General features: G+C 53.3%; 15 protein-coding genes, 1 tRNA gene and 1 pseudogene. 14 read left to right on the forward strand and 3 right to left on the reverse strand.

What is annotated here, in order from left to right; translation table 11 throughout:
• Window positions 1-242 precede the first annotated feature (242 nt).
• The 9 genes and pseudogenes from BFW38_RS02370 to BFW38_RS02405 all read left to right on the forward strand — a co-directional run bounded on the left by BFW38_RS02370 (window position 243) and on the right by BFW38_RS02405 (window position 10,175).
• Window positions 243-746: a hypothetical protein gene (locus BFW38_RS02370; protein ID WP_068996946.1), complete on the forward strand. Its 504-nt coding sequence runs from the start codon at window positions 243-245 to the stop codon at window positions 744-746.
• Window positions 747-1,021: 275 nt separating this feature from the next.
• Complete coding sequence (locus BFW38_RS02375) at window positions 1,022-2,410, forward strand: hypothetical protein (protein ID WP_068996947.1); 1,389 nt, start codon at window positions 1,022-1,024, stop codon at window positions 2,408-2,410.
• A 120-nt stretch (window positions 2,411-2,530) separates the two neighbouring features.
• A pseudogene (locus BFW38_RS18550) lies at window positions 2,531-2,884 on the forward strand (hypothetical protein); the annotation flags it as partial.
• Window positions 2,885-3,523: 639 nt separating this feature from the next.
• Window positions 3,524-4,771 (forward strand): RHS repeat-associated core domain-containing protein, encoded by a 1,248-nt coding sequence (locus tag BFW38_RS18555; protein WP_281180445.1) that lies wholly within the window; start codon window positions 3,524-3,526, stop codon window positions 4,769-4,771.
• Window positions 4,764-5,198 (forward strand): hypothetical protein, encoded by a 435-nt coding sequence (locus BFW38_RS02385; RefSeq protein ID WP_068996949.1) that lies wholly within the window; start codon window positions 4,764-4,766, stop codon window positions 5,196-5,198. Before BFW38_RS18555 ends, BFW38_RS02385 begins: the two co-directional genes overlap by 8 nt.
• Window positions 5,199-5,562: 364 nt before the next feature.
• Complete coding sequence (locus BFW38_RS02390) at window positions 5,563-6,066, forward strand: hypothetical protein (RefSeq protein ID WP_068996950.1); 504 nt, start codon at window positions 5,563-5,565, stop codon at window positions 6,064-6,066.
• Window positions 6,067-6,154: 88 nt separating this feature from the next.
• A complete protein-coding gene (locus BFW38_RS02395) occupies window positions 6,155-8,314 on the forward strand; it encodes an RHS repeat-associated core domain-containing protein (protein ID WP_068996951.1) in 2,160 nt (719 codons plus the stop codon).
• A 3-nt stretch (window positions 8,315-8,317) separates the two neighbouring features.
• Window positions 8,318-8,656 carry a DUF7668 domain-containing protein gene (locus BFW38_RS02400; protein ID WP_068996952.1) on the forward strand — a complete coding sequence of 113 codons (339 nt, stop codon included), beginning with the start codon at window positions 8,318-8,320 and terminating at the stop codon, window positions 8,654-8,656.
• 427 nt (window positions 8,657-9,083) lie between these two features.
• Window positions 9,084-10,175, forward strand: coding sequence for a tRNA nucleotidyltransferase/poly(A) polymerase-related protein (locus BFW38_RS02405; protein ID WP_069000151.1), 1,092 nt, complete (start codon window positions 9,084-9,086; stop codon window positions 10,173-10,175).
• On the opposite strand, the gene folK is transcribed toward BFW38_RS02405, so the two are convergent.
• The 3 genes from folK to tsaD form a co-directional block, all read right to left on the reverse strand.
• Window positions 10,161-10,688: a 2-amino-4-hydroxy-6-hydroxymethyldihydropteridine diphosphokinase gene (gene folK, locus BFW38_RS02410; protein ID WP_068996953.1), complete on the reverse strand. Its 528-nt coding sequence runs from the start codon at window positions 10,686-10,688 to the stop codon at window positions 10,161-10,163. The genes BFW38_RS02405 and folK overlap by 15 nt on opposite strands.
• Window positions 10,688-11,047: a dihydroneopterin aldolase gene (gene folB / locus BFW38_RS02415; protein ID WP_068996954.1), complete on the reverse strand. Its 360-nt coding sequence runs from the start codon at window positions 11,045-11,047 to the stop codon at window positions 10,688-10,690. Before folB ends, folK begins: the two co-directional genes overlap by 1 nt.
• A 142-nt stretch (window positions 11,048-11,189) precedes the next feature.
• A complete protein-coding gene (gene tsaD / locus BFW38_RS02420; RefSeq protein ID WP_068996955.1) occupies window positions 11,190-12,230 on the reverse strand; it encodes a tRNA (adenosine(37)-N6)-threonylcarbamoyltransferase complex transferase subunit TsaD in 1,041 nt (346 codons plus the stop codon).
• Window positions 12,231-12,659: 429 nt separating this feature from the next.
• Here tsaD and rpsU point away from each other — a divergent pair, with 429 nt between their 5' ends.
• The 5 genes from rpsU to BFW38_RS02445 all read left to right on the forward strand — a co-directional run bounded on the left by rpsU (window position 12,660) and on the right by BFW38_RS02445 (window position 20,289).
• Window positions 12,660-12,875: a 30S ribosomal protein S21 gene (rpsU, locus tag BFW38_RS02425; protein WP_068996956.1), complete on the forward strand. Its 216-nt coding sequence runs from the start codon at window positions 12,660-12,662 to the stop codon at window positions 12,873-12,875.
• 260 nt (window positions 12,876-13,135) lie between these two features.
• Window positions 13,136-14,983, forward strand: coding sequence for a DNA primase (gene dnaG / locus BFW38_RS02430; protein ID WP_068996957.1), 1,848 nt, complete (start codon window positions 13,136-13,138; stop codon window positions 14,981-14,983).
• A gap of 739 nt (window positions 14,984-15,722) precedes the next feature.
• On the forward strand, window positions 15,723-17,579 hold the full coding sequence (rpoD, locus tag BFW38_RS02435; RefSeq protein WP_068996958.1) for an RNA polymerase sigma factor RpoD: 1,857 nt from the start codon (window positions 15,723-15,725) through the stop codon (window positions 17,577-17,579).
• A 123-nt stretch (window positions 17,580-17,702) separates the two neighbouring features.
• Window positions 17,703-17,779 (forward strand) — tRNA-Ile (locus BFW38_RS02440).
• Window positions 17,780-17,898: 119 nt separating this feature from the next.
• The gene (locus BFW38_RS02445; RefSeq protein WP_068996959.1) at window positions 17,899-20,289 is read left to right on the forward strand and encodes a DNA/RNA helicase domain-containing protein; all 2,391 of its coding nucleotides are present in this window, start codon (window positions 17,899-17,901) and stop codon (window positions 20,287-20,289) included.
• Window positions 20,290-20,319 lie beyond the last annotated feature (30 nt).

Here is a 20,319-nt window from a genome sequence, read left to right on the forward strand (position 1 = left end):
CCCTAAGACATTATTCGTGAGCCGCTGCACAATCAGCGGCCGGGTTTGGTCGCCCGAACAGCAAAAGGCGCACAGCGCCGTAAGGCGTTTTTTTGTGCCCGCGTTATGGTGGGCCGTGCGCGGGAGGGCTTCGGCCCTGCCGGGTTTCCTTTTGCCCCGGTCGACCAACCTGCGTACGGTCCGCCTCCTCTTGTTTGGTCGCAACGGTGGCGGACTCCAACCAGCAAAAGGAGTTTTTCGTCATGACGACAGCCCCCTCAACTCAGGCTCATTGTGCCCGTAAACCTGCCGCAGGTCCGCTCAGGTTTCACCATCGAAAGCCGTTCCCTCTTCATCATCTGCCCTTTATCGATAAAGTACCGGGCAAGCGTGGCCTGTCTTTCTGGGCTGTACCGAAAACCGGTGGTTATTCTGGCGGTTGTAAGACCGGCGAATCACTGGCACGAATCTACCTTAAACACCTCAAAACACATCACCCGGGCTTCAACGAAGGCCGCCTTCAGAGCATCGTGCTCGATATGTGCGAGGTTGAGCGCAGCGGTCACCCCGAACAGAGCGCGCGGTGTGGTCAAGTGGTCGGTTTTTTTAGCGAGCTGGAATGCTGGTTGATTGCAGCCGTTCAGCACTTGGACGGCGGGCTCGATCAGGATGAGAACAAGACCCTGCTCAAAGCCGCCAACGCGGGCCTGAACTTCAACAATGAGGCGGGCACAAGCACCTCGATTGCTGAAGATAAAGGGGCATAAGCCAGCATTTCTTCGCTTGCCAGCAAGCTCCCACAACCCTTCGATGAACCTCTGAACTTACTGTGGGAGCCTGCTGGCAGGCGATTGTGTGAAGAGCTGCAATCAAGCCAGCGATCGCTCATCAACTCATATCAATCAATGCACACTTTTCACTGGCACCATCACTCAAGGTGTTCCAATATCAAGAAACTAGGAGCTGTGAAATAGTGAGCACAGACTTTAATACCAACGCGCATGCGCAAAATTAAACATGTTAGGACTCAGGCCGAAAACCAATGAAAGACCTAAGCCACCGCAAAGAAACATATTCTTTCGATGCTGAGATTAAGGATTCGATGGGCAGAAGATTATCTGTTGATTGCAAGATTATGCTACCAACGATATGGGGAGATAAGGCTGATATTGAAGTAGCCGTCCCTCATTCTGTGATGCCAATCAGCGGTTTTGAGAATCCCTGCGAATTAAACCTATCTTGCAGTGACCCTGCGTTCCGAGTCGAACTCAGTGAACTCTGGTATCGGGATTTACCCACCTCGGTATATCCCTCAAGGCTTCACGGGGCCGCGCCAATCAAACTGACACATATTTCGAGCATGCGGGTTGTGAGAAAATGCTCACAGTCCATGAGTCTCTTCAACATTTACATCTCTAGTCCGGACATGTTGAAAAATGTTGGTAGTTGGAAGCCCAGTGAGGAAATGCTCGAAGAATTGGCGGTTATTCGGTGCCCGAAGCTTGGGCCTATCCGACTAAAACGCTATTGGGCATCAGCCGGTCTTAAGGGCACAAAAGGCTTATTATCGAGAACGGGTTTTTTGCTTGAGGCTACGCCGTCAAATGGCAAATTAGATCCGCAGGAAATCTTGGAAGGTATCGATTCCGTCTTGAAATTGATGTCTGTGTTTTTCCGCCAGAAAATCATGGTTCTTGGGTGGGAAGCCTTTCACGAGGAGGCGCACGATCGATTTTGGCAATATCCATTGGAGCCGTCTCGAACGAATTACGTAAGCGTCGAGCCAAAACGATACTTGGTTAACATCCACTCACTGCCCAAGCGTATGGAGGATGCACTCACGGCTTACCACAACCTAGATGATCAGGAGAGGAAATTTGTCGATGCTTTGTGCTATAGCCTTCGTCCAGTCACAAAAATCGGTGAGAGTGAGTGGTTTATGGCGATGTTCAGAGACCTCGAATCGATCGCTGTTAAGTCCTCAACCCCGAAACCACTTAGTGAAGGCGAAACTAGAGCGGTAGATGAGTTACGCAGCGTTGCAGACTCTTTTAAAGAGAATTGTTCAAATATGTCGGAGCGTATCAACGGCTTTGCTAACAAAGTGGAGAGAGGAGTTCCGCCTGTAACTGAGAGCATTTGCAGCTTGTTTCAAAAATATGCTGTTTGTAGCTCTGATCTTTGGGGGGTCAGTGGAAGCAAAGGCCTTGTAGGTATAAGAAACAAGTTAGCTCACGGAGGTCCCGGTAGGGTCCATCACCAAGGGCTAGCCGTTGCGACCCTCCACTTGTCTCTTTTAAACGAGCGACTAGTACACTGTATTCTTGGACTCGAAATTTCCGGCGACGAATTGCACTCTGGAAGGGATGAGTGGTTGCAACGTGGCTACATAGAGAACGTCAAAAAATATCTATTTGATGCAGCACTCTAAATCCGAGGCATATGGCGCAACGGGGCCTAACGAGTGCAGGTTGTCGGACATGTATTACGCTGCGCTCCGTACCCGCCGCAACTGCAAACGTTGAGGCTGTAGAAAAACGCGAAAGCCCATCGTTTCCAGTATCGTTACGACCGCCTCAACCGCTTGGTCGGGCTGATCAACCAAAACGGCGATCAATGGCAATTCCACTATGATGGCGCTGGGCAGCTGATCGAAGAATCCGGCTTTGATGGCCGCACCACCCGCTATGTTCACGATGAAGCTGGGTGGGTCAGTGAAGTCCAACAAGGTGATCGTTTAGTCCGCTTCGAGCGTGACCCGCTAGGCCAGCCGATCACCCGGCGCAGCGCTCGCCCCGGCATGCCCGAGCAGATTACCCACTACGCCTATGATGTGCTGGGCCGGTTGGTCGCCGCCCGTGCCCCCGGCAGCGACACCCGCTTTGATTATGACGCCCAGGATAACCTGATCGCGGAAACCCAGCGGTTACAACTGCCCAATGGCGCCCACTGGGCCAGCGTCACCCGCCATACCCATGATGCCCTCGGCAACCGCGAGACCACGACCCTGCCAGACGGCCGCGAAATCGCCTGGCTCCGTTATGGCTCGGGTCATGTCCACGGCATGGCGTTGGATGGCGATGCCCTGATCAGCTTCGAGCGGGACGACCTTCACCGCGCCGTCACCCGCCATCAACAAGGCCAACACACCCAACTGCGCTATGACCCAGTCGGGCGCCTGCTGGCTCAAGAGGTTTTTCAATCAGAGGGATTTCAAGCTAAGCCGTCATCACAGCATCAACCGGGGCGCCGACGGCCAACGATCAAACGTCAGTACCAATACACCGTCAACGGCTTACTCAGCCAGGTGCAAGATCAGCAACGCGGACAAACTCAATACCAGTACGACCCGCTAGGCCGCCTACGCGAAGCCCTCGCCCCCGGCCAAACTGAACGCTTTGACTTTGACCCGGCCAGCAACCTGATCGACCCGCAGGACGCCACCGCAGCGGATTCGCACACCCGCGCCACCGAATGGCGCGCGGATCTGTCCATCACCGGCCAATCACCTCAACAAGGGGGCACAAAAAGTGGCCCCACGGTGATGGGCAACCTGCTCAAACGCTTCGCCGACACCCGTTACCACTATGATACCCACGGCAACCTCACCCGCAGCATCACCGTCGGCGGCAGCACCTGGGAATACCGCTACGACGCCGAACACCGGCTGGTCGAAGCCTGCCAATACAATCAAGCTCCGGCCGCAGGCGACACCGCCACACCACACACCCAAGCTCAATATGGCTACGACGCCCTCGGCCGCCGCGTCTGGAAACAAGTCGAAATTGATGGTCAAGCCCCCGAACTGACCGTTTTCACCTGGGATGGCGATCTGCTACAAAGCGAAACCCACTTCGAAGGCGACATTCACTCACCCGTCCGCAGCCGTCCACCGGGCCTCATTCCCGAAAACCCGAGGCGGAAATTTCCCCGGCCAGTCGCCCAACAGGTCCACACCCTCGACGCCAGCGCCTTGGTGCCGACGCATACCGCGACCTATCTTTACGAGCCAGACAGCTTCATCCCCCTGGCCCAACTGACCGCAGGCTTCGACCACACCGCCCTCGCGGCGACTGGCACCGACCGGCAACCCCTGCGTTGCTATCAAACGCAAACGGCCACACTCTACTACTTCCAGACCGACCACCTCGGCACCCCACAAGACATCACCGACACCGAGGGCCACATCGTCTGGAGCGGCCAATACCGCGCCTGGGGCCAACTCGCCCAAGCCCACAACGGCCAAGGCGAAAAAGCCCACATCCACAACCCCTTTAGATTTCAAGGGCAATACCACGACAGCGAAACCGGCCTTCACTACAACCGCTTTAGGTATTACGATCCTCGTATTGGCAGATTCACCACCCAAGACCCCATCGGCCTCATGGGCGGCGACAACCTCTACCAATACGCCCCCAACCCAACGGGCTGGATCGACCCCCTGGGGTTGAGTAAAAAGTGTTGTGGGGGACAGCAAGAAGCAGAGTCTGCGAGAGATACAATAGCGCAACAAAGAAAAAGAAAGCATGCAACTTATGCTGGAGGATATAAAGATGGTCAAGTTGTAGCTGGATGCTCAAGCAACCCAAGGGGATGCGCTGAGGATGATATTGCTCGTCAACTCGGGCCAGATGCCCAAATGACTGGTGCAAAGGGATGGCGCAGGAACCGTGCGACTGGGGATTTAGAGTACACAGATATACCAGTATGCACTCGATGCCAGTCGAAATATTCAAGAAGCCAATTCCCGGATAATGTTAAATATGATTCAGGGGGAGCGTGGGATGAGTAAAAATTTCACTAAAGAAGATGTCATAAAAGAAATAGAGTTAATTGATTGGGATCAGGAAGAACATAATCATGAATCTGCGCTTGATATACAGGAGACATTAACTTCAATATGTAATATGACAACACCAAGCCATGCGCAGAGCCTTGGAGACAGAATTATAAGCTTAATCGCAAACAACCATTCTGGCATATACAAAACGTCTTCAGAGAAAGTTATTGATGTACTATCCAAACTACATCAAGTTCAAGATCTAAATAGTGCCGCAAAGATTTGCTCTCTATCGATCCTAAATGATTTACATTATTTTAGCCCTGAAGAGCCCGCCTCGGAGGAAGAAAAAACAAGACTGGAGAGAATACAAGAAAAACTTAAACCATATTCAGATGATAGAATAAATTTTCCGACTATAGAAAATAAAACATCATAATCTCGAGTAGATGCTATTCAAAGCCCTGTGCCGCTCATATCGAGGGTCTTCATATTTCTGTGTCATCCGGTGATTAGAGATGCGCGTAGTCGTCAACACAGCCTCCTCTTGACTCGATACCTACCCTAAGACATTATTCGCGAGCCGCTGCAAAATCAGTGGCTCGGGTTTGGTCGCTCGATTTGTAGAAGGCGCAGCATGCGCTTAACAGCGCTTTTTTTATGCCTGTTATGGCGAGCTGCGCGGGGACGCCTTCGGGTGTGCCGGTTTCCTTCTACGCCGGTCGACCAACCCTGCGCAGTTCGCCTCCATCTTTTTGGTCGAAGTGGTGGCGAACCTTCATTCAAGTAGAAGGGAATCTATCATGACGACAGCCCCCTCAACTCAGGCTTATGGTGTCCGCAAGCCTGCCGTAAGCCCGCTCAGGTTTCACCATCGAAAGTCCTACCCCCTTCATCAGCTGCCATTTATCGATAAAGCACCGGGCAAGCGTTGGCTGTCGTTCTGGGCCGTGCCTAAAACTGGTGGCTATTCCGGCGGCTGTAAAACCGGCGAATCTCTGGCACGAATCTACCTTAAACATCTCAAAAAACACCGCACAGATTTCAACGAAGGCCGTCTTCAGAGCATCGTGCTCGATATGTGCGAGGTTGAGCGCGGTGGCGACCCTGAACAAGGCGCGCTGTGCGGTCAGGTAGTGGGTTTCTTTAGCGAGTTGGAATGCTGGTTGATTGCAGCCGTTCAGCACTTGGACGGCGGGCTCGATCAGGATGAGAACAAAACCCTGCTCAAAACCGCCAACGCGGGCCTGAACTTCGACAATGAGGCGGGCACAAGCACCTCGATTGCTGAAGATAAAGGGGCATAAGCCAGCATTTCTTCGCTTGCCAGCAAGCTCCCACAACCCTTCGATGAACCTCTGAACTTACTGTGGGAGCCTGCTGGCAGGCGATTGTGTGAAGGGCTGCGATGAAGCCGGGTGGGTCAGTGAAGTCCAACAAGGTGATCGTGTCGTTCGCTTCGAGCGAGACCCCCTGGGTCAACCGATCGCCCGGCGCAGCGCTCGCCCCGGCATGCCCGAGCAGATTACCCACTACGCCTATGACGTCCTGGGCCGGTTGGTCGCCGCCCGCGCCCCCGGCAGCGACACCCGATTTGACTATGACGCCCAGGACAACCTGATCGCTGAAACCCAGCGGTTACAACTGCCCAATGGCGCCCACTGGGCCAGCGTCACCCGCCATACCCATGATGCCCTCGGCAACCGCGAGACCACGACCCTGCCAGACGGCCGCGAAATCGCCTGGCTACGTTATGGCTCGGGTCATGTCCACGGCATGGCGTTGGATGGCGATGCCCTGATCAGCTTCGAGCGGGATGACCTCCACCGCGCCGTGACCCGCCATCAACAAGGCCAACAGACGCAACTGCGCTATGACCCAGTCGGGCGCTTGCTGGCTCAAGAAGTGTTTCAAACCGGACCTCAGACCCATCACAATCGATCTGGGCAACGTCAAACGCTAAGTCGACGGCCGACCATCAAACGTCAGTACCAATACACCGTCAACGGCCTACTCAGCCAAGTGCAAGATCAACAGCGCGGGCCAACCCAATACCAGTACGACCCGCTGGGCCGCCTACGCGAAGCCCTCGCGCCGGGACAAACCGAACGCTTTGACTTTGACCCCGCCAGCAACCTGATCGACCCACAGGACACCGCCGCATCGGATACCCACACCCGGGCCACCGAATGGCGGGCTGATCTTTCAATCACCGGCACCTCGGCTCAAGACAAAAGCCGCAACGGCCCGACCGTGATGGGCAACCTGCTCAAACGCTTCGCCGACACCCGCTACCACTATGATGCCCACGGCAACCTGACCCGCAGCATCACCGTCGGCGGCAGCACCTGGGAATACCGCTACGACGCCGAACACCGGCTGGTCGAAGCCTGCCAATACGCCCAAGCCCCGGCTGCAGGCGACACCGCCACACCCCGAACCAAAGCCGAATACGGCTACGACGCCCTCGGCCGCCGCGTCTGGAAACAAGTCGAGATCGACGGGCAAACCCCCGAACTGACGGTTTTCACCTGGGACGGCGACCTGCTACAAAGCGAAACCCGTTTCGAAGGCGACATTCACTCACCCGTCCGCAGCCGCCCACCGGGCCTTATTCCTGAAAACCCGAGGCGTAAATTTCCCCGACCGATCGCCCAACAGGTCCACACCCTCGACGCCAGCGCCTTGGTGCCGACCCATACCGCGACCTATCTTTACGAGCCAGACAGCTTCATCCCCCTGGCCCAACTGACCGCAGGCTTCGACCACACCGCCCTCGCGGCGACTGGCACCGACCGGCAACCCCTGCGCTGCTATCAAGTGCAAACGGCCACACTTTACTACTTCCAGACCGACCACCTCGGCACCCCACAAGACATCACCGACACCCAAGGTCACATCGTCTGGAGCGGCCAATACCGCGCCTGGGGACAACTCGCCCAAGCCCACAACGGCCAAGGCGAAAACCCCAACATCCACAACCCCTTTAGATTTCAGGGGCAATACCACGACCGCGAAACCGGCCTTCACTACAACCGGTTTAGGTATTACGATCCTCGTATTGGCAGATTCACCACCCAAGATCCCATCGGCCTCATGGGCGGCGACAACCTCTACCAATACGCCCCCAACCCGACAGGATGGGTTGACCCGCTAGGGTTGAGTAAGCAATGTTGTGGGGGGGATGTTACAAACAGAGCATCAGGAACGCATCGACAGCTAAATAATGCTGGAGCAAGAGACTCTCACCACATAATTCAAAACGCAGCAGTCAAAAACCTCCCAGGTTATAACCGCATGGATGCTCCAGCAGTTCAATTGCAAGGGCCATCAACAACTAAAGGCTCTGAACACTATATCGCTACGCAAGTACAACGTCAGAGTGGTGGCGGTACTTATGCTGCTGAAAGGCGCATTGGATACAAAGCAATGCGCAAGGCTGGGCTGTCCCAAATCGAAGCACGTTCACACATACAACGAGCAGACGATTATTTTATGGGAGAGCTCGGTGTATCTCCTGACTCTCTTACTCGCCCTGTCGGAAACAGAAGATAGTTTATGAATAGCGAAATTAAATTACTTTTAAAGAACCTGGTTTTATTGATCGTTGGTTCAAGATACGCAGAAATTGTCAATAGAGGAGAAAATGGACGATTGTCTGCCAGTGAAATGGAAGATGCCATAAACGACTATCCTGGGGTAATTACAATACCTCCGGACACCGCATATGACACCGCATATGTTTACGATATATATGACAACAACACCGAAGCGCGAAAGATAGAGTTTGATTTGTGGTACGACGATGAAGTTAGTGATTTGACATTATCTGTAGATGTTCATAAAGATGAGAAAGGAGATTTTGTCATTACGATTGACGATATACATGTGCTTTGAACGGGATGGCAAAGACGGTCTGCTAACCCCTTTGATCAAGCAAATTACTGAAGCGGCCCTGGGGAGGCTGTTCATATTTCTGTGTCACCCGGTGCTTAGAGATCCACGTAGCCGTCGATACGACCCTCGAAGAGGGTGTTCATATTTCTGTGTCCCCCCAGTGCTTAGAGACCCACTTAGTCGCCGGCTGATCCAGCCAGCAACCTGATCGCGCCGTAAGACGCCACTTCATCGGATGTCGACACCCACAGCATCACCTCAGTACTTGGGAATACCGTTACGACGCCGAAAACATGACTTAAAGACCTGCCAGTGCGATTGTATCGTCTCCATTGTATTGGTGATATAAATCGCCTTGCGTACGTATTTAGGATATTTGAGGTCAACCATAGGCTGATCCACTGATGATGTGATGGGTGTTGATGTGATGAAAGCGTATTTAGTGGGGGGGGCGGTCCGTGATCATTTGTTGGGGTTGCCGGTAACGGATCGTGATTGGGTGGTGGTGGGGAGTACCCCCGAGGAGATGAAAGCGCAGGGGTTTGTCCCTGTCGGGCAAGATTTTCCTGTTTTTTTACACCCGAAAACGCATGAAGAATATGCTTTGGCGCGCACAGAGCGTAAAAGTGGTAAGGGGTACCAGGGTTTTACCTTCTATGCCAGTCCGGAGGTCACCCTTGAAGACGATTTAGTGCGACGTGACCTGACCATTAATGCCATGGCGCAGGATGAAACGGGGGCGCTGGTTGATCCTTTTCACGGGCAGGCGGATCTAAATGGTCGCTGGTTGCGACATGTGTCTCCCGCCTTTGTTGAAGATCCATTGCGGGTGTTGCGAGTGGCCCGTTTTGCGGCTCGTTTTGCCCCTCAAGGGTTTCGTGTTGCCCCCGAGACCCTCACGATGATGCAGTCGATTGCTGCCAGTGGTGAGCTTGCTCATTTGACGCCCGAGCGCTGCTGGCTGGAGCTGGAGAAAAGCTTACATACCCCTTGTCCTGCGGTCTTTTTCCAGGTGTTAGCTGACGCTGAGGCTTTGTCAGTTTTATGGCCAGAGTTGGCTGATTTTTTACACCAGTCACCCAATGCGCTTGTTGCGTTGAACGATTGTGCCGCCTCGGGTGCTCAAGTGGAGCAGCGTTGGGCCCAGCTGTGGGTCGGAGCAGAGGTCTCGTTGCTGGAGGCCACTGAGCAGCGGTTGAAAACACCGAACCGCTATCGGGAACTGGCCGCGCTGGCCGCACGTGCCTGGGATCATCCTGGGCTTAAGGCACATCACGCCGGAGAGGTGCTGGCTTTGTTTGAGCGCTTGGATGCCTGGCGCCGACCTGAACGGGCGGATTTGTTTTGGTCTTTATTGAGTGATTCGCCAGGACTGCTTCAACAGGCTTATGAGGCGGCGAAAGGATTAAGTGCGAAAGCCTTTGTTGAGGCGGGGCTAAAAGGGCCTGAAGTCGGTCGGGCCCTGGCGGAGGCCCGACAAGAAGCGATTGCACAAGTGATTCAATCAGCGGTGAGATAGGGCCTCAGTTTCTGCTGACTGGGGCCAATGAAAGTTCACCGGGGTCATCCATTGATCTGGGTGGGCATGTGTTTGCCAGAGTTCGGCATAGGATTCTTGGCGTCCGGGCATGCGCTGATGAGGAAATAATTCAGCCAATGGTCTCAGCACGAAGTCATGCTTCAGCACTTCGGCCCTAGGCAACAGAATACCTTCATGGACACCGCATAAGTCACCATAAGTCAGCAAATCCAAATCCAGTGCTCGGGTATAGCCCTGAGGGGGGCGCGTCGGCCTTCGGGCATAATGCTGCTCAATCTGCTTGCAGGTTTGCTGTACTTCACCGACTAAGCGGGCGGTGTTAAATGCCACCACCAAATTATAAAAAGGATCGGCGGTCAGGCCGACCGGTTTTGTTTCATAGACTTGTGACAGTGTCAGTGGCGCAAACTCATCGGCCAATGCAGTCAAGGCGACGTGCAAGTGATGGTCGCGATCAATGTTGCTACCCAAACTCAGAGTGACCAATGGCATTAGACGCTCCGTTGGCGGCTAATACGTAAGCCAACGCTGCGAGCCTGCGGTACGGCATCCGGCTTACGTAGTGTCAACGTGATTCGATGAATCAACGGATGTTGCTGTAAGAGCGCTTCGGTAATGGTCTCTGCCAGTGTTTCAATCAAGTCGTAATGACGTTGATGAATCAGCCCCAAGACGTCTTGGCTGATGCGGGCATAGTCCAAGGTGTCGCTGAGTTGTTCGCTGCGAGCGGGCTTGGCCAAGTCGGTTTCTAGGGCCAGGTCAAGCTCTAAGCGTTGTTGGATCTGCTTTTCCCAATCAAATACACCAATACTGGCTTGGGTACTCAGACCTTCAATGAGAATTGTGTCCATCAGGGGCTCTTTCGTGGATGGCTTTATTCAAAGCTTTTTATGCAAACGGTTTGACTCAAGACGGATTCAGTGAAAACGACCGCTTAAAACACTGACTTAAAAACACTGGGGCCTGCTATTCACTGTCAGCCGTCGGGCTCGATCAGGCGTTGGCGGCTGGGGGGTGGAGTTCCCAGAGTGGCCAGCGTGGGCGAAGGGCACTGAGTTCGTTCGAATCATGCTCGCCTGCTGCCATTCTGAGTGCACCAATGTGCGCGATCATGGCGCCGTTGTCGGTACAGTAAGCAGGGCGGGGATAAAAGACTTCACCTTGAAGGCCACTCATCACTTCAGCTAAACGTTCTCTCAGCTGTACATTCGCGCTGACGCCCCCTGCAATCACGAGCCGCTTTAAGCCTGTTTGCTTTAATGCACGTTTACACTTAATGACCAGGGTGTCGACCACGGCATCCTGAAAGGCAAAAGCCACATCGGCCCGAGCCTGTTCATCCAGTCGACCCTCTGTTTCCAGCTGCTTCAGTGTGGTGAGTGTGTGGGTTTTGAGCCCGCTGAAGCTGAAGTCTAAACCTGGGCGGTCGGTCATTGGGCGGGGAAAACGGAAGCGTCCTTGGGTGCCTTGCGTGGCCAGTGCGGCCAATTTAGGGCCGCCTGGATACCCCAGCTGCATCATCTTGGCGGCCTTATCGAAAGCTTCGCCAGCGGCATCATCGACGGACTCGCCCAGCAAAGTGTATTGACCGACGCCTTCGACTTGAACCAGTTGGGTATGCCCGCCAGAGACCAAGAGCGCAATAAAGGGAAAATCTGGTGCGGGTGTTTCTAACATGGGGGCTAATAAATGCCCTTCCATATGATGAACGGCCAGCGACGGGATGTTCAAACCACTGGCCAAACTCCGACCCAGTGTCGCGCCCACCAAGAGTGCGCCAATCAGACCGGGGCCTGCGGTATAGGCGATGCCATCGAGATCCGATAGCGTCAGATTCGCCTTGGCCATGACTTCACGAATCAAGGGGATCAGTTTGCGGATATGGTCACGTGATGCCAGCTCAGGCACGACGCCGCCATAAGTCGCATGCAAATCAATCTGACTGAATAGCGCGTCGGCTAATAGCCCTTGAGCGGTATCGTAAAGTGCAACACCGGTTTCATCGCAGGAGGTTTCGATTCCCAGAACTCGCATGGAAGCCCACACTAAAAAATTGAGTTTAAAGGTGTTGAGTCATGAAGACTCAACCGGGCCAGTGTCGTACTCAGACAGTATCGTCAAGCACCGCGCTTGATGGGGTGAGTCGACAACTCGCTCAAAAAGGGGGGTGAAGTATAAAACAAAAGTGAGCTGGGCGCAGGTCTCGATGTGGCGTGATTTTTTGAGCGATGAGGCCCAATTTTTGATCTGTTGAGGCACTAATGGGCGGGGGTAACATCGGATGTTGTTTGCACGATGGGTGGTGGGTGTGTAAAATCATGCGTCCGTTTAGGTCTGTGATTGGGCCTGAGAGGTGTATCACCTGTATCGGCCAATCTCAGCATGACGGTTTCTCGTGCTGTCGTTGCTTCGGCAGCCATCCGATCGAAAACCTATTATCGTTTTTAAGGACGGTGATTCCGAATGCCTTCAGTTAAAGTCAAAGACAACGAGCCGTTTGACGTCGCCCTGCGTCGCTTCAAGCGTTCCTGCGAAAAAGCCGGTGTTCTGGCCGAAGTGCGTCGTCGTGAGCACTATGAAAAGCCGACTGCCGAGCGTAAACGCAAGAAAGCAGCCGCCGTTAAACGTCACCTCAAAAAGCTGCAGCGCGAACAGCGCCGGTTCGAGCGTCTGTACTAAGCGACTGTTTGTCGGCCCAAGAGGCTGACAAATTATGCTTAGTCAGATATCGATTCGGTGTTATGCACTGAAGCTGTCTTGACGTAAGGCAATATCAGGAGCGGGCCTCGGCCCGCTCCTGGTGTCTCTAGCTCTTGTAACGATTGATCTCCATTCCTGCATTATTTTATCGATATACTTGATGTTTCAGCGGCTTTTGTAGCGTCTGCTGGATGCTCTAAACTCTTTTCTTTATTCGTTTCTAAGTCCCGGGGCGTGTCATGGCGGGTCGCATTCCTAAGCGTTTTATTGAAGATTTGGTCTCGCGTACTGATCTCGTCGAGCTGATTGGCAGTCGGGTTCGGCTGAAAAAAGCGGGTCGAAATTACTCCGGGCTTTGTCCCTTTCATAACGAAAAATCCCCCTCTTTTACGGTCAGCCCCGATAAGCAGTTCTATCACTGCTTTGGCTGTGGCGCGAACGGTGATGCCATTGGGTTCTTGATGGCGCACGATCACTTGGATTTTGTCGAAGCGGTTGAAACACTGGCCAGCCACATTGGTATTGAAGTGGAGCGTGAGCAGGACGTCTCACCACAAGAAGATGCGCGCCGTAAGGCACAACGCCAGCAGCAGTTGAGTGCTCAGGCCTGTTTGCAGCGCGCTGCTGACCACTACCGTGATGCTCTACAACAGCCTCAAGGGCAAATGGCACGGGATTACCTGAGCCAGCGGGGTCTTTCCAGCGAGATTATCGAACGTTTTGGGCTCGGGTTTGCGCCTCAAGCCTGGGATGATATGAAGCAGCATTTGGCGAAAGCCGGAGTCTCTGAAGCTCAGCAAGTAGAATACGGCATGCTGGTGCGGCATGAAGACTCTGGACGAACCTATGATCGTTTTCGTCACCGGGTCATGTTTCCCATTCGTAACCCCAAAGGTGAAGTGATCGCTTTTGGTGGGCGCGTGTTGGATGACAGCAAGCCAAAGTATTTGAACTCGCCGGAAACGCCTGTCTTCCATAAAGGTCAGGAACTATATGGCTTGTATGAGGCGCGTCAACAACCGGGTAGCCTGGATCGATTGCTGGTTGTTGAAGGCTATATGGATGTGGTTGCTCTGGCCCAAAATGGTATTCATTGGGCGGTGGCGACATTGGGGACCTCGCTGAGCGAACAGCATCTACAGCGGATATTCCGTTTAGTGGGTGAAGTGGTCTTCTGTTTTGACGGTGACCGCGCTGGGGCGCAAGCTGCAGAGCGTGCACTGCAGGCGGTCTTACCCATGATGAAGGAAGGTCGGCAAGCCCGTTTTCTGTTTTTGCCTGAAGGTGAAGATCCTGACTCACTGGTACGACGGGAAGGGCGAGCGCTCTTTAGTCAACGCGTGACACAAGCACTGCCTTTGGCTGAGTTTTTGTTTCGCCATCTGCGTCAGGGGCTTGATTTAAACCTGATGGATGATCGAGTGCAGCTGGCCGAAAAATCGATTCCCTATTTACAGCGCCTACCGGAAGGTATTCTGCTCCGGATGGTGCTCACCCGTTTGAGTCAGTTGACCGGGCTGGATGTTGCGGATTTAACGAATCGGTTACAGCAGCGTCAGCACATGGTGAATGTGCCTGCTGAAGCGGCTGGGGCCGGTACAGCGCAAGTTGCGCCTCAAGCTTATTCTGCCGCTTCATCGGAGCCTCCCCAAAAAGCCTCTGCCGATCAGGAAGGGCGTATGCTGGCTTTATTAGTTCATCATCCGGGGTTGGCCCATGATGTACCTGAGTCGCTTTCATTTAATAGCGCTTGGGGGGTATTGCTCAACAAAGTGCTGATATTTCTTCGCACACTGGAACGACCTTCGCCACAAGTGCTTATGGCTCACTGGCACGGTACTCAGGAAGGCGAGCAGCTACTGACATTAAGGCGTCGATTGGTGCCGATCCCATTTGCGGATGCCCGATTGGAACTCCAAGCGTTGCTTGAGCATCAAGCGCTACAACAGTTGGATCAAGAGCGCAAAGCGTTGCGTCATAAGCTTCGCAGTGGCGAGTTGGACAATGATGATCGGCAACGACTTTGGCAACTGGAGCGACAATGGCATGAGCGTAAGCGCAAGATTGGCCGCTTTGTTGACCCTTGATCAGCGGTCAGTGGCGAAGCTCGACTTATCGCGATGCATGCCTCTGCTGGCATCAGTTGACACCGGTGCTCCTGTATTGATAACGATGTTTTTGCGGGTGAGGGGTTGACATCGCAGGGATCGATGCCATATCACGAATAGAGGTGATGAATACAGCCACTACTGAAGACAGCAATGAATGTATTCAGCAGTTGATGTATTTAACGATTGATGTAGATAACCGCTGATATATATCACAACTCAGTGGCAGTTTGCTTGCAGTAAGCTAAGCTTGGTGTAGTCAGCGGTAAACAAGCCAAGTGATCCGAAGGGATAGCTGGCCGTGCAAGCTGATCTTGAGATCCCATCAAGCACTGTCGATCGCCTTATAATTGAGTTCATACCTATGGGGGTAATACTTCATACATGAAGGAGTTGATGAGCTGACTGTTTGAATATTCGTTGTATGAGTGCTAACTGCTTGAATAGCATCCTGTTAGTGCATAATGCATCGTAAAAGGGGTGAGGTTAGGCAGCACGGACGCGCTGATGGCTATGCGTTGAGATAGACGTGTGAGCATTTTACCTATATAATGCTGCGTTCTTCTTATATGGCGCAATAATTCATAATGCCGGCAGCACTACTTACGCCGCGGGCTATTGAAACAGCCCTGACCAGGCAGGCTCAAGTCCATACCTGGAGTTTGCATGATAAGCCGCCCTCACGTCCACATTTCTTCACTGCAGAGATAGAGGTTCTATGTCCGGGAACGCGCAAAAGCAATCTCGTTTGAAGGAATTGATTGCTCGCGGCAAGGAGCAGGGCTACCTGACCTATGCCGAAGTCAACGATCACTTACCGGAAGACATTTCCGATCCGGATCAGGTTGAAGATATCATCCGGATGATCAATGACATGGGGATTCCCGTCAGCGAGGAAGCCCCGGATATGGAAACGCTGTTGATGACCGACGGCGATTCGTCCGATGAGTCAGTCGCTGAAGAAGCCGCTGCTGCACTGGCTGCGGTTGAAAATGATGCGGGCCGTACGACAGACCCTGTGCGCATGTACATGCGTGAAATGGGGACTGTTGAACTGCTGACGCGTGAAGGTGAAATCGATATCGCGAAGCGAATCGAAGAAGGCCTTCGTGAAGTCATGGCAGCGTTGGCTTATATGCCAGGCGTTGTCGATAGCGTCTTGGCCCACTACGACGATATCGTCGCGGCTGAAAATGGTCGTCTTTCCGACATCTTTGCAGGCTTTATCGATCCGGTTGATGCCACACCGGTTGAAGTGCCTGCTGAACTGCCCGTCATCGAAACTAAGGCTAAAGATGATGATGCCGAGGATGAAGATGATGATGAAGAAAGCGAAGACGACGATGAAGAAGCGAGCGTAGGGGGGCCTGATCCGGAAGAAACCCGGATTCGCTTTACTGCCATGCGTGAGCAATTGGTCAAAGCACGTGCTCTGATCGAAAACAGTGGCTATGGCGACGCTAAAACTCAGGAAGCTTTGCAGCAACTGGGTGAAATGTTTGCGCCGATCAAACTGTCCACCAAACACTATGACCGTTTGGTCAGCCTGGTACGCGATATCGTTGATGATATCCGCGCTCAGGAACGTTTGGTGATGAAGCTGGCTGTTCGTAAGTCAAAAATGCCGCGTAAAGTCTTCATCAAGAGCTTCCCGGGTCGTGAAACTGATCTGACATGGATCGAAGAATTTACTGCCGCTGGTGACGATGTCGCCATGCGTTTAGATGCTTACAAACCTGAAATTCTGCGTGCCCAAAAGCGCATTCGCAGTCACGAACAGGATGTCGGCATCTCTGTCGCAGAGATCAAAGAAATCAACCGCCGCTTGTCGATTGGCGAAGCCAAGAGCCGTCGGGCCAAGAAAGAAATGGTCGAGGCTAACCTGCGTCTGGTGATTTCAATTGCTAAGAAATATACCAATCGGGGTCTGCAATTCCTGGATCTGATTCAGGAAGGCAACATCGGCTTGATGAAAGCCGTTGATAAGTTCGAATACCGCCGTGGTTATAAGTTCTCAACTTACGCCACTTGGTGGATTCGTCAGGCCATTACCCGTTCCATCGCAGACCAAGCGCGGACCATTCGTATTCCGGTCCACATGATTGAAACGATCAACAAGATCAATCGTGTTCAGCGTCAAATGCTGCAGGAAATGGGGCGTGAGCCGACACCGGAAGAACTGGGCGAACGCCTGGAAATGCCGGAAGACAAAGTACGCAAAGTCCTGAAGATCGCTAAAGAACCGATCTCCATGGAAACCCCGATCGGTGACGACGAAGACTCCCATCTGGGTGACTTTATCGAAGATGGCAACGTGGTTTCACCGGTTGACTCGGCTACTGGCGAAGGCTTGGTTGAAGCCACGCGTGATGTATTGGGCGGCCTGACTGCACGTGAGTCTAAAGTCCTGCGTATGCGTTTTGGTATCGACATGAATACCGATCACACACTGGAAGAAGTCGGCAAACAGTTCGACGTCACCCGTGAGCGTATTCGCCAGATCGAAGCCAAAGCGCTGCGTAAACTGCGTCACCCGAGCCGTTGTGAGCCGCTACGCTCCTTCTTGGACGAGTAAGCTCAAGGCGTGATCAAGCCATACCCCCAAAAGCCCAGGCCAATGCCTGGGCTTTTTTTGATAAAATCAACCGCTTAGCACTGGCTTCAACCGCCAGCTTTCGTTATTATAATGCGCGCTTCAGGGCCTATAGCTCAGTTGGTTAGAGCAGGGGACTCATAATCCCTTGGTCGTAGGTTCGAGTCCTACTGGGCCCACCATTTTCTCATAGCTTCCTCGTTCTACTGCCTCTTCCCTTAGCCTGTTATGATCCTATCCTTGATGATGGGGCTGCCTTGTATGGCGTTGCCTTCAGATTAGATTAAGGAATGATGACCTCATGCTGGTGTATAAAGCCACGAAACAACAATTTATTGATGATGTCCGTGCTAATGCTATTGCGGATGCCATTGAGAATGAGGTAGCACGCCGGTTGAATCGCAACTCTCCACGTAATGAGGTGCTTTCTTGGGAGAACTCGTTGCGCTTCATGATGAGTGCATTGCTTGATGACAATATTCCAGCCTCAGCGGGCGTGGCGATTGAATACAATATTCCGTTAACGAATCGCCGTGTGGACTTCATCCTGACCGGCAAGAACCACCAGCGGGACGATGCGGCCGTCATTGTGGAGCTGAAGCAGTGGCAATCCGTCGAGGTGACGAAGAAGGATGCCATCGTGCGCACTCAGCTGGGCGGCGGCGTGCGCGAGACCAACCATCCGTCGTATCAGGCGTGGTCCTATGGGGCGCTGATCGAGGACTATAACGAGACAGTACGTACTGAGTCGATCCGCCTAGTACCCTGTGCCTACCTGCACAACATGAAGCAGGGGCACGCCATCAATGATCCTTTCTACGAGTATCACACGCGTCGAGCGCCTGTATTCATCTCGCCAGATGCCTTGAAGCTCTCCGAGTTTCTAAGCCAGCACATCAAATTCGGCGACAGCAACGACATCATGTATCGGATCGAGCATGGGGTGATCAAGCCGAGTAAGAATCTGGCGGATGCGCTGGCCTCAATGATGAGGGGGAATGCCGAGTTCTTGATGATCGACGAGCAAAAACTGGTCTATGAAACCGCCATCGATCTCGCTCACCGTGCAGCCAATGGGGGGAAGCAGTGCCTCATCGTCAAGGGTGGGCCGGGCACCGGTAAATCAGTGGTGGCCATCAACTTGCTGGTAGAACTGACAAAGCGCGAGATGATGACGCAGTACGTCTCCCGTAATTCAGCCCCTCGGGAAGTTTTCAAGAAGAAGCTAACCGGCACGCACAAGAAAACGCATATCGATAATATGTTCAAAGGCTCGGGGAGCTACGTGAGCACTGAGCCAGATACCTTCCATGCGCTGATCGTCGATGAAGCGCACCGCCTGAACGAAAAGTCTGGTATGTATCAGAATCTGGGGGAAAGCCAGATCAAGGAGATCATCACCGCATCACGGCTGTCGATCTTTTTCATCGATGAGGCGCAGCGTGTGACATTGAAGGATGTGGGGACAGTCGAGGAGATTAGGCGGCGTGCGACTGAGTGTGGCGCTGAGATTCATGAACTTGAGCTGGCATCGCAATTTCGCTGCAACGGCTCTGATGGCTATTTAGCGTGGCTCGATCATACCCTTCAAATCCGCACCACGGCCAATACTGACCTGGAGGACATCGACTACGATTTCCAAGTATTCGATGATCCCAATGCTCTGCGCCGGGCGATTCTTGAGAAGAATAGAAAGGCCAACAAGGCACGCATGGTGGCAGGTTATTGCTGGCCTTGGGCGAGTAAAAAGGACAAGCAGGCCATGGATATCGTGTTACCTGAATATGGCTTTGCGGCTCAATGGAACCTCGACGACGATGGCATGTTATGGGCGATTGCTGATGATTCTGTCGACCAGATTGGCTGCATCCACACCTGTCAGGGGCTTGAGTTTGACTATGTCGGCGTCATCATCGGCGATGACTTCGTGATTCGTGACGGTCGCGTGGTAACAGACGCGGCCAAGCGGGCAGGGCAGGATCGCTCCGTGCATGGCTATAAGAAGATGCTCAAGGAACGGTCCGAGGATGCTCGGGCACAGGCGGACCAGATCATCAAGAACACCTATCGTACACTGATGACGCGAGGTCAGAAAGGCTGCTACGTCTATGCCACAGACCCTGAAACCCGAGCTTATTTCGCGGCTTTTGCTCGGGCTTCATCCGAGACAGCGCGACACGACACCGCTGAGAAAGCCCCAATCCTGGAGGGATTGCACCTCCCCATGGTGACGCGTGACGAAGCGGAGCCATTCGAGCGCCACGTTCCGGTCTATGACCTCAACATTGCGGCGGGTGAATTTAGTGAAGTGCAAGTCGCTGAAGCTGAATACTGGGTGGAGTTGCCCGATTTTATGAAAGTCAGCCCAGGATTATTTGTGAGCCAGGTCGTCGGTGAATCCATGAACCGACGTATTCCTAACGGGTCTTGGTGTTTATTCCGCGCTAACCCGGGCGGTACACGGCAAGGCAAAATTGTTTTAGTGCAACATCATGCTATCGAAGACCCGGATTACGGCGGCAGCTTTACGATCAAGCAATACCAGAGCGAAAAGATCGAGGCATACGGCGAGTTCGTGAATCAACGTATCGTGCTCAAGCCCCAGACCAACGCCTTTGGCTACAAGGACATCGTGCTCGAGGACGAGCTTGAGGATCTGAAGGTCATCGGCGAATTCCTGTCCGTGTTGTAATGGGAGTGAATCGTTGTACCCAAGAATCTG

Source organism: Terasakiispira papahanaumokuakeensis (genome assembly GCF_001709345.1).
In the GTDB taxonomy this organism is placed as follows: domain Bacteria; phylum Pseudomonadota; class Gammaproteobacteria; order Pseudomonadales; family Halomonadaceae; genus Terasakiispira; species Terasakiispira papahanaumokuakeensis.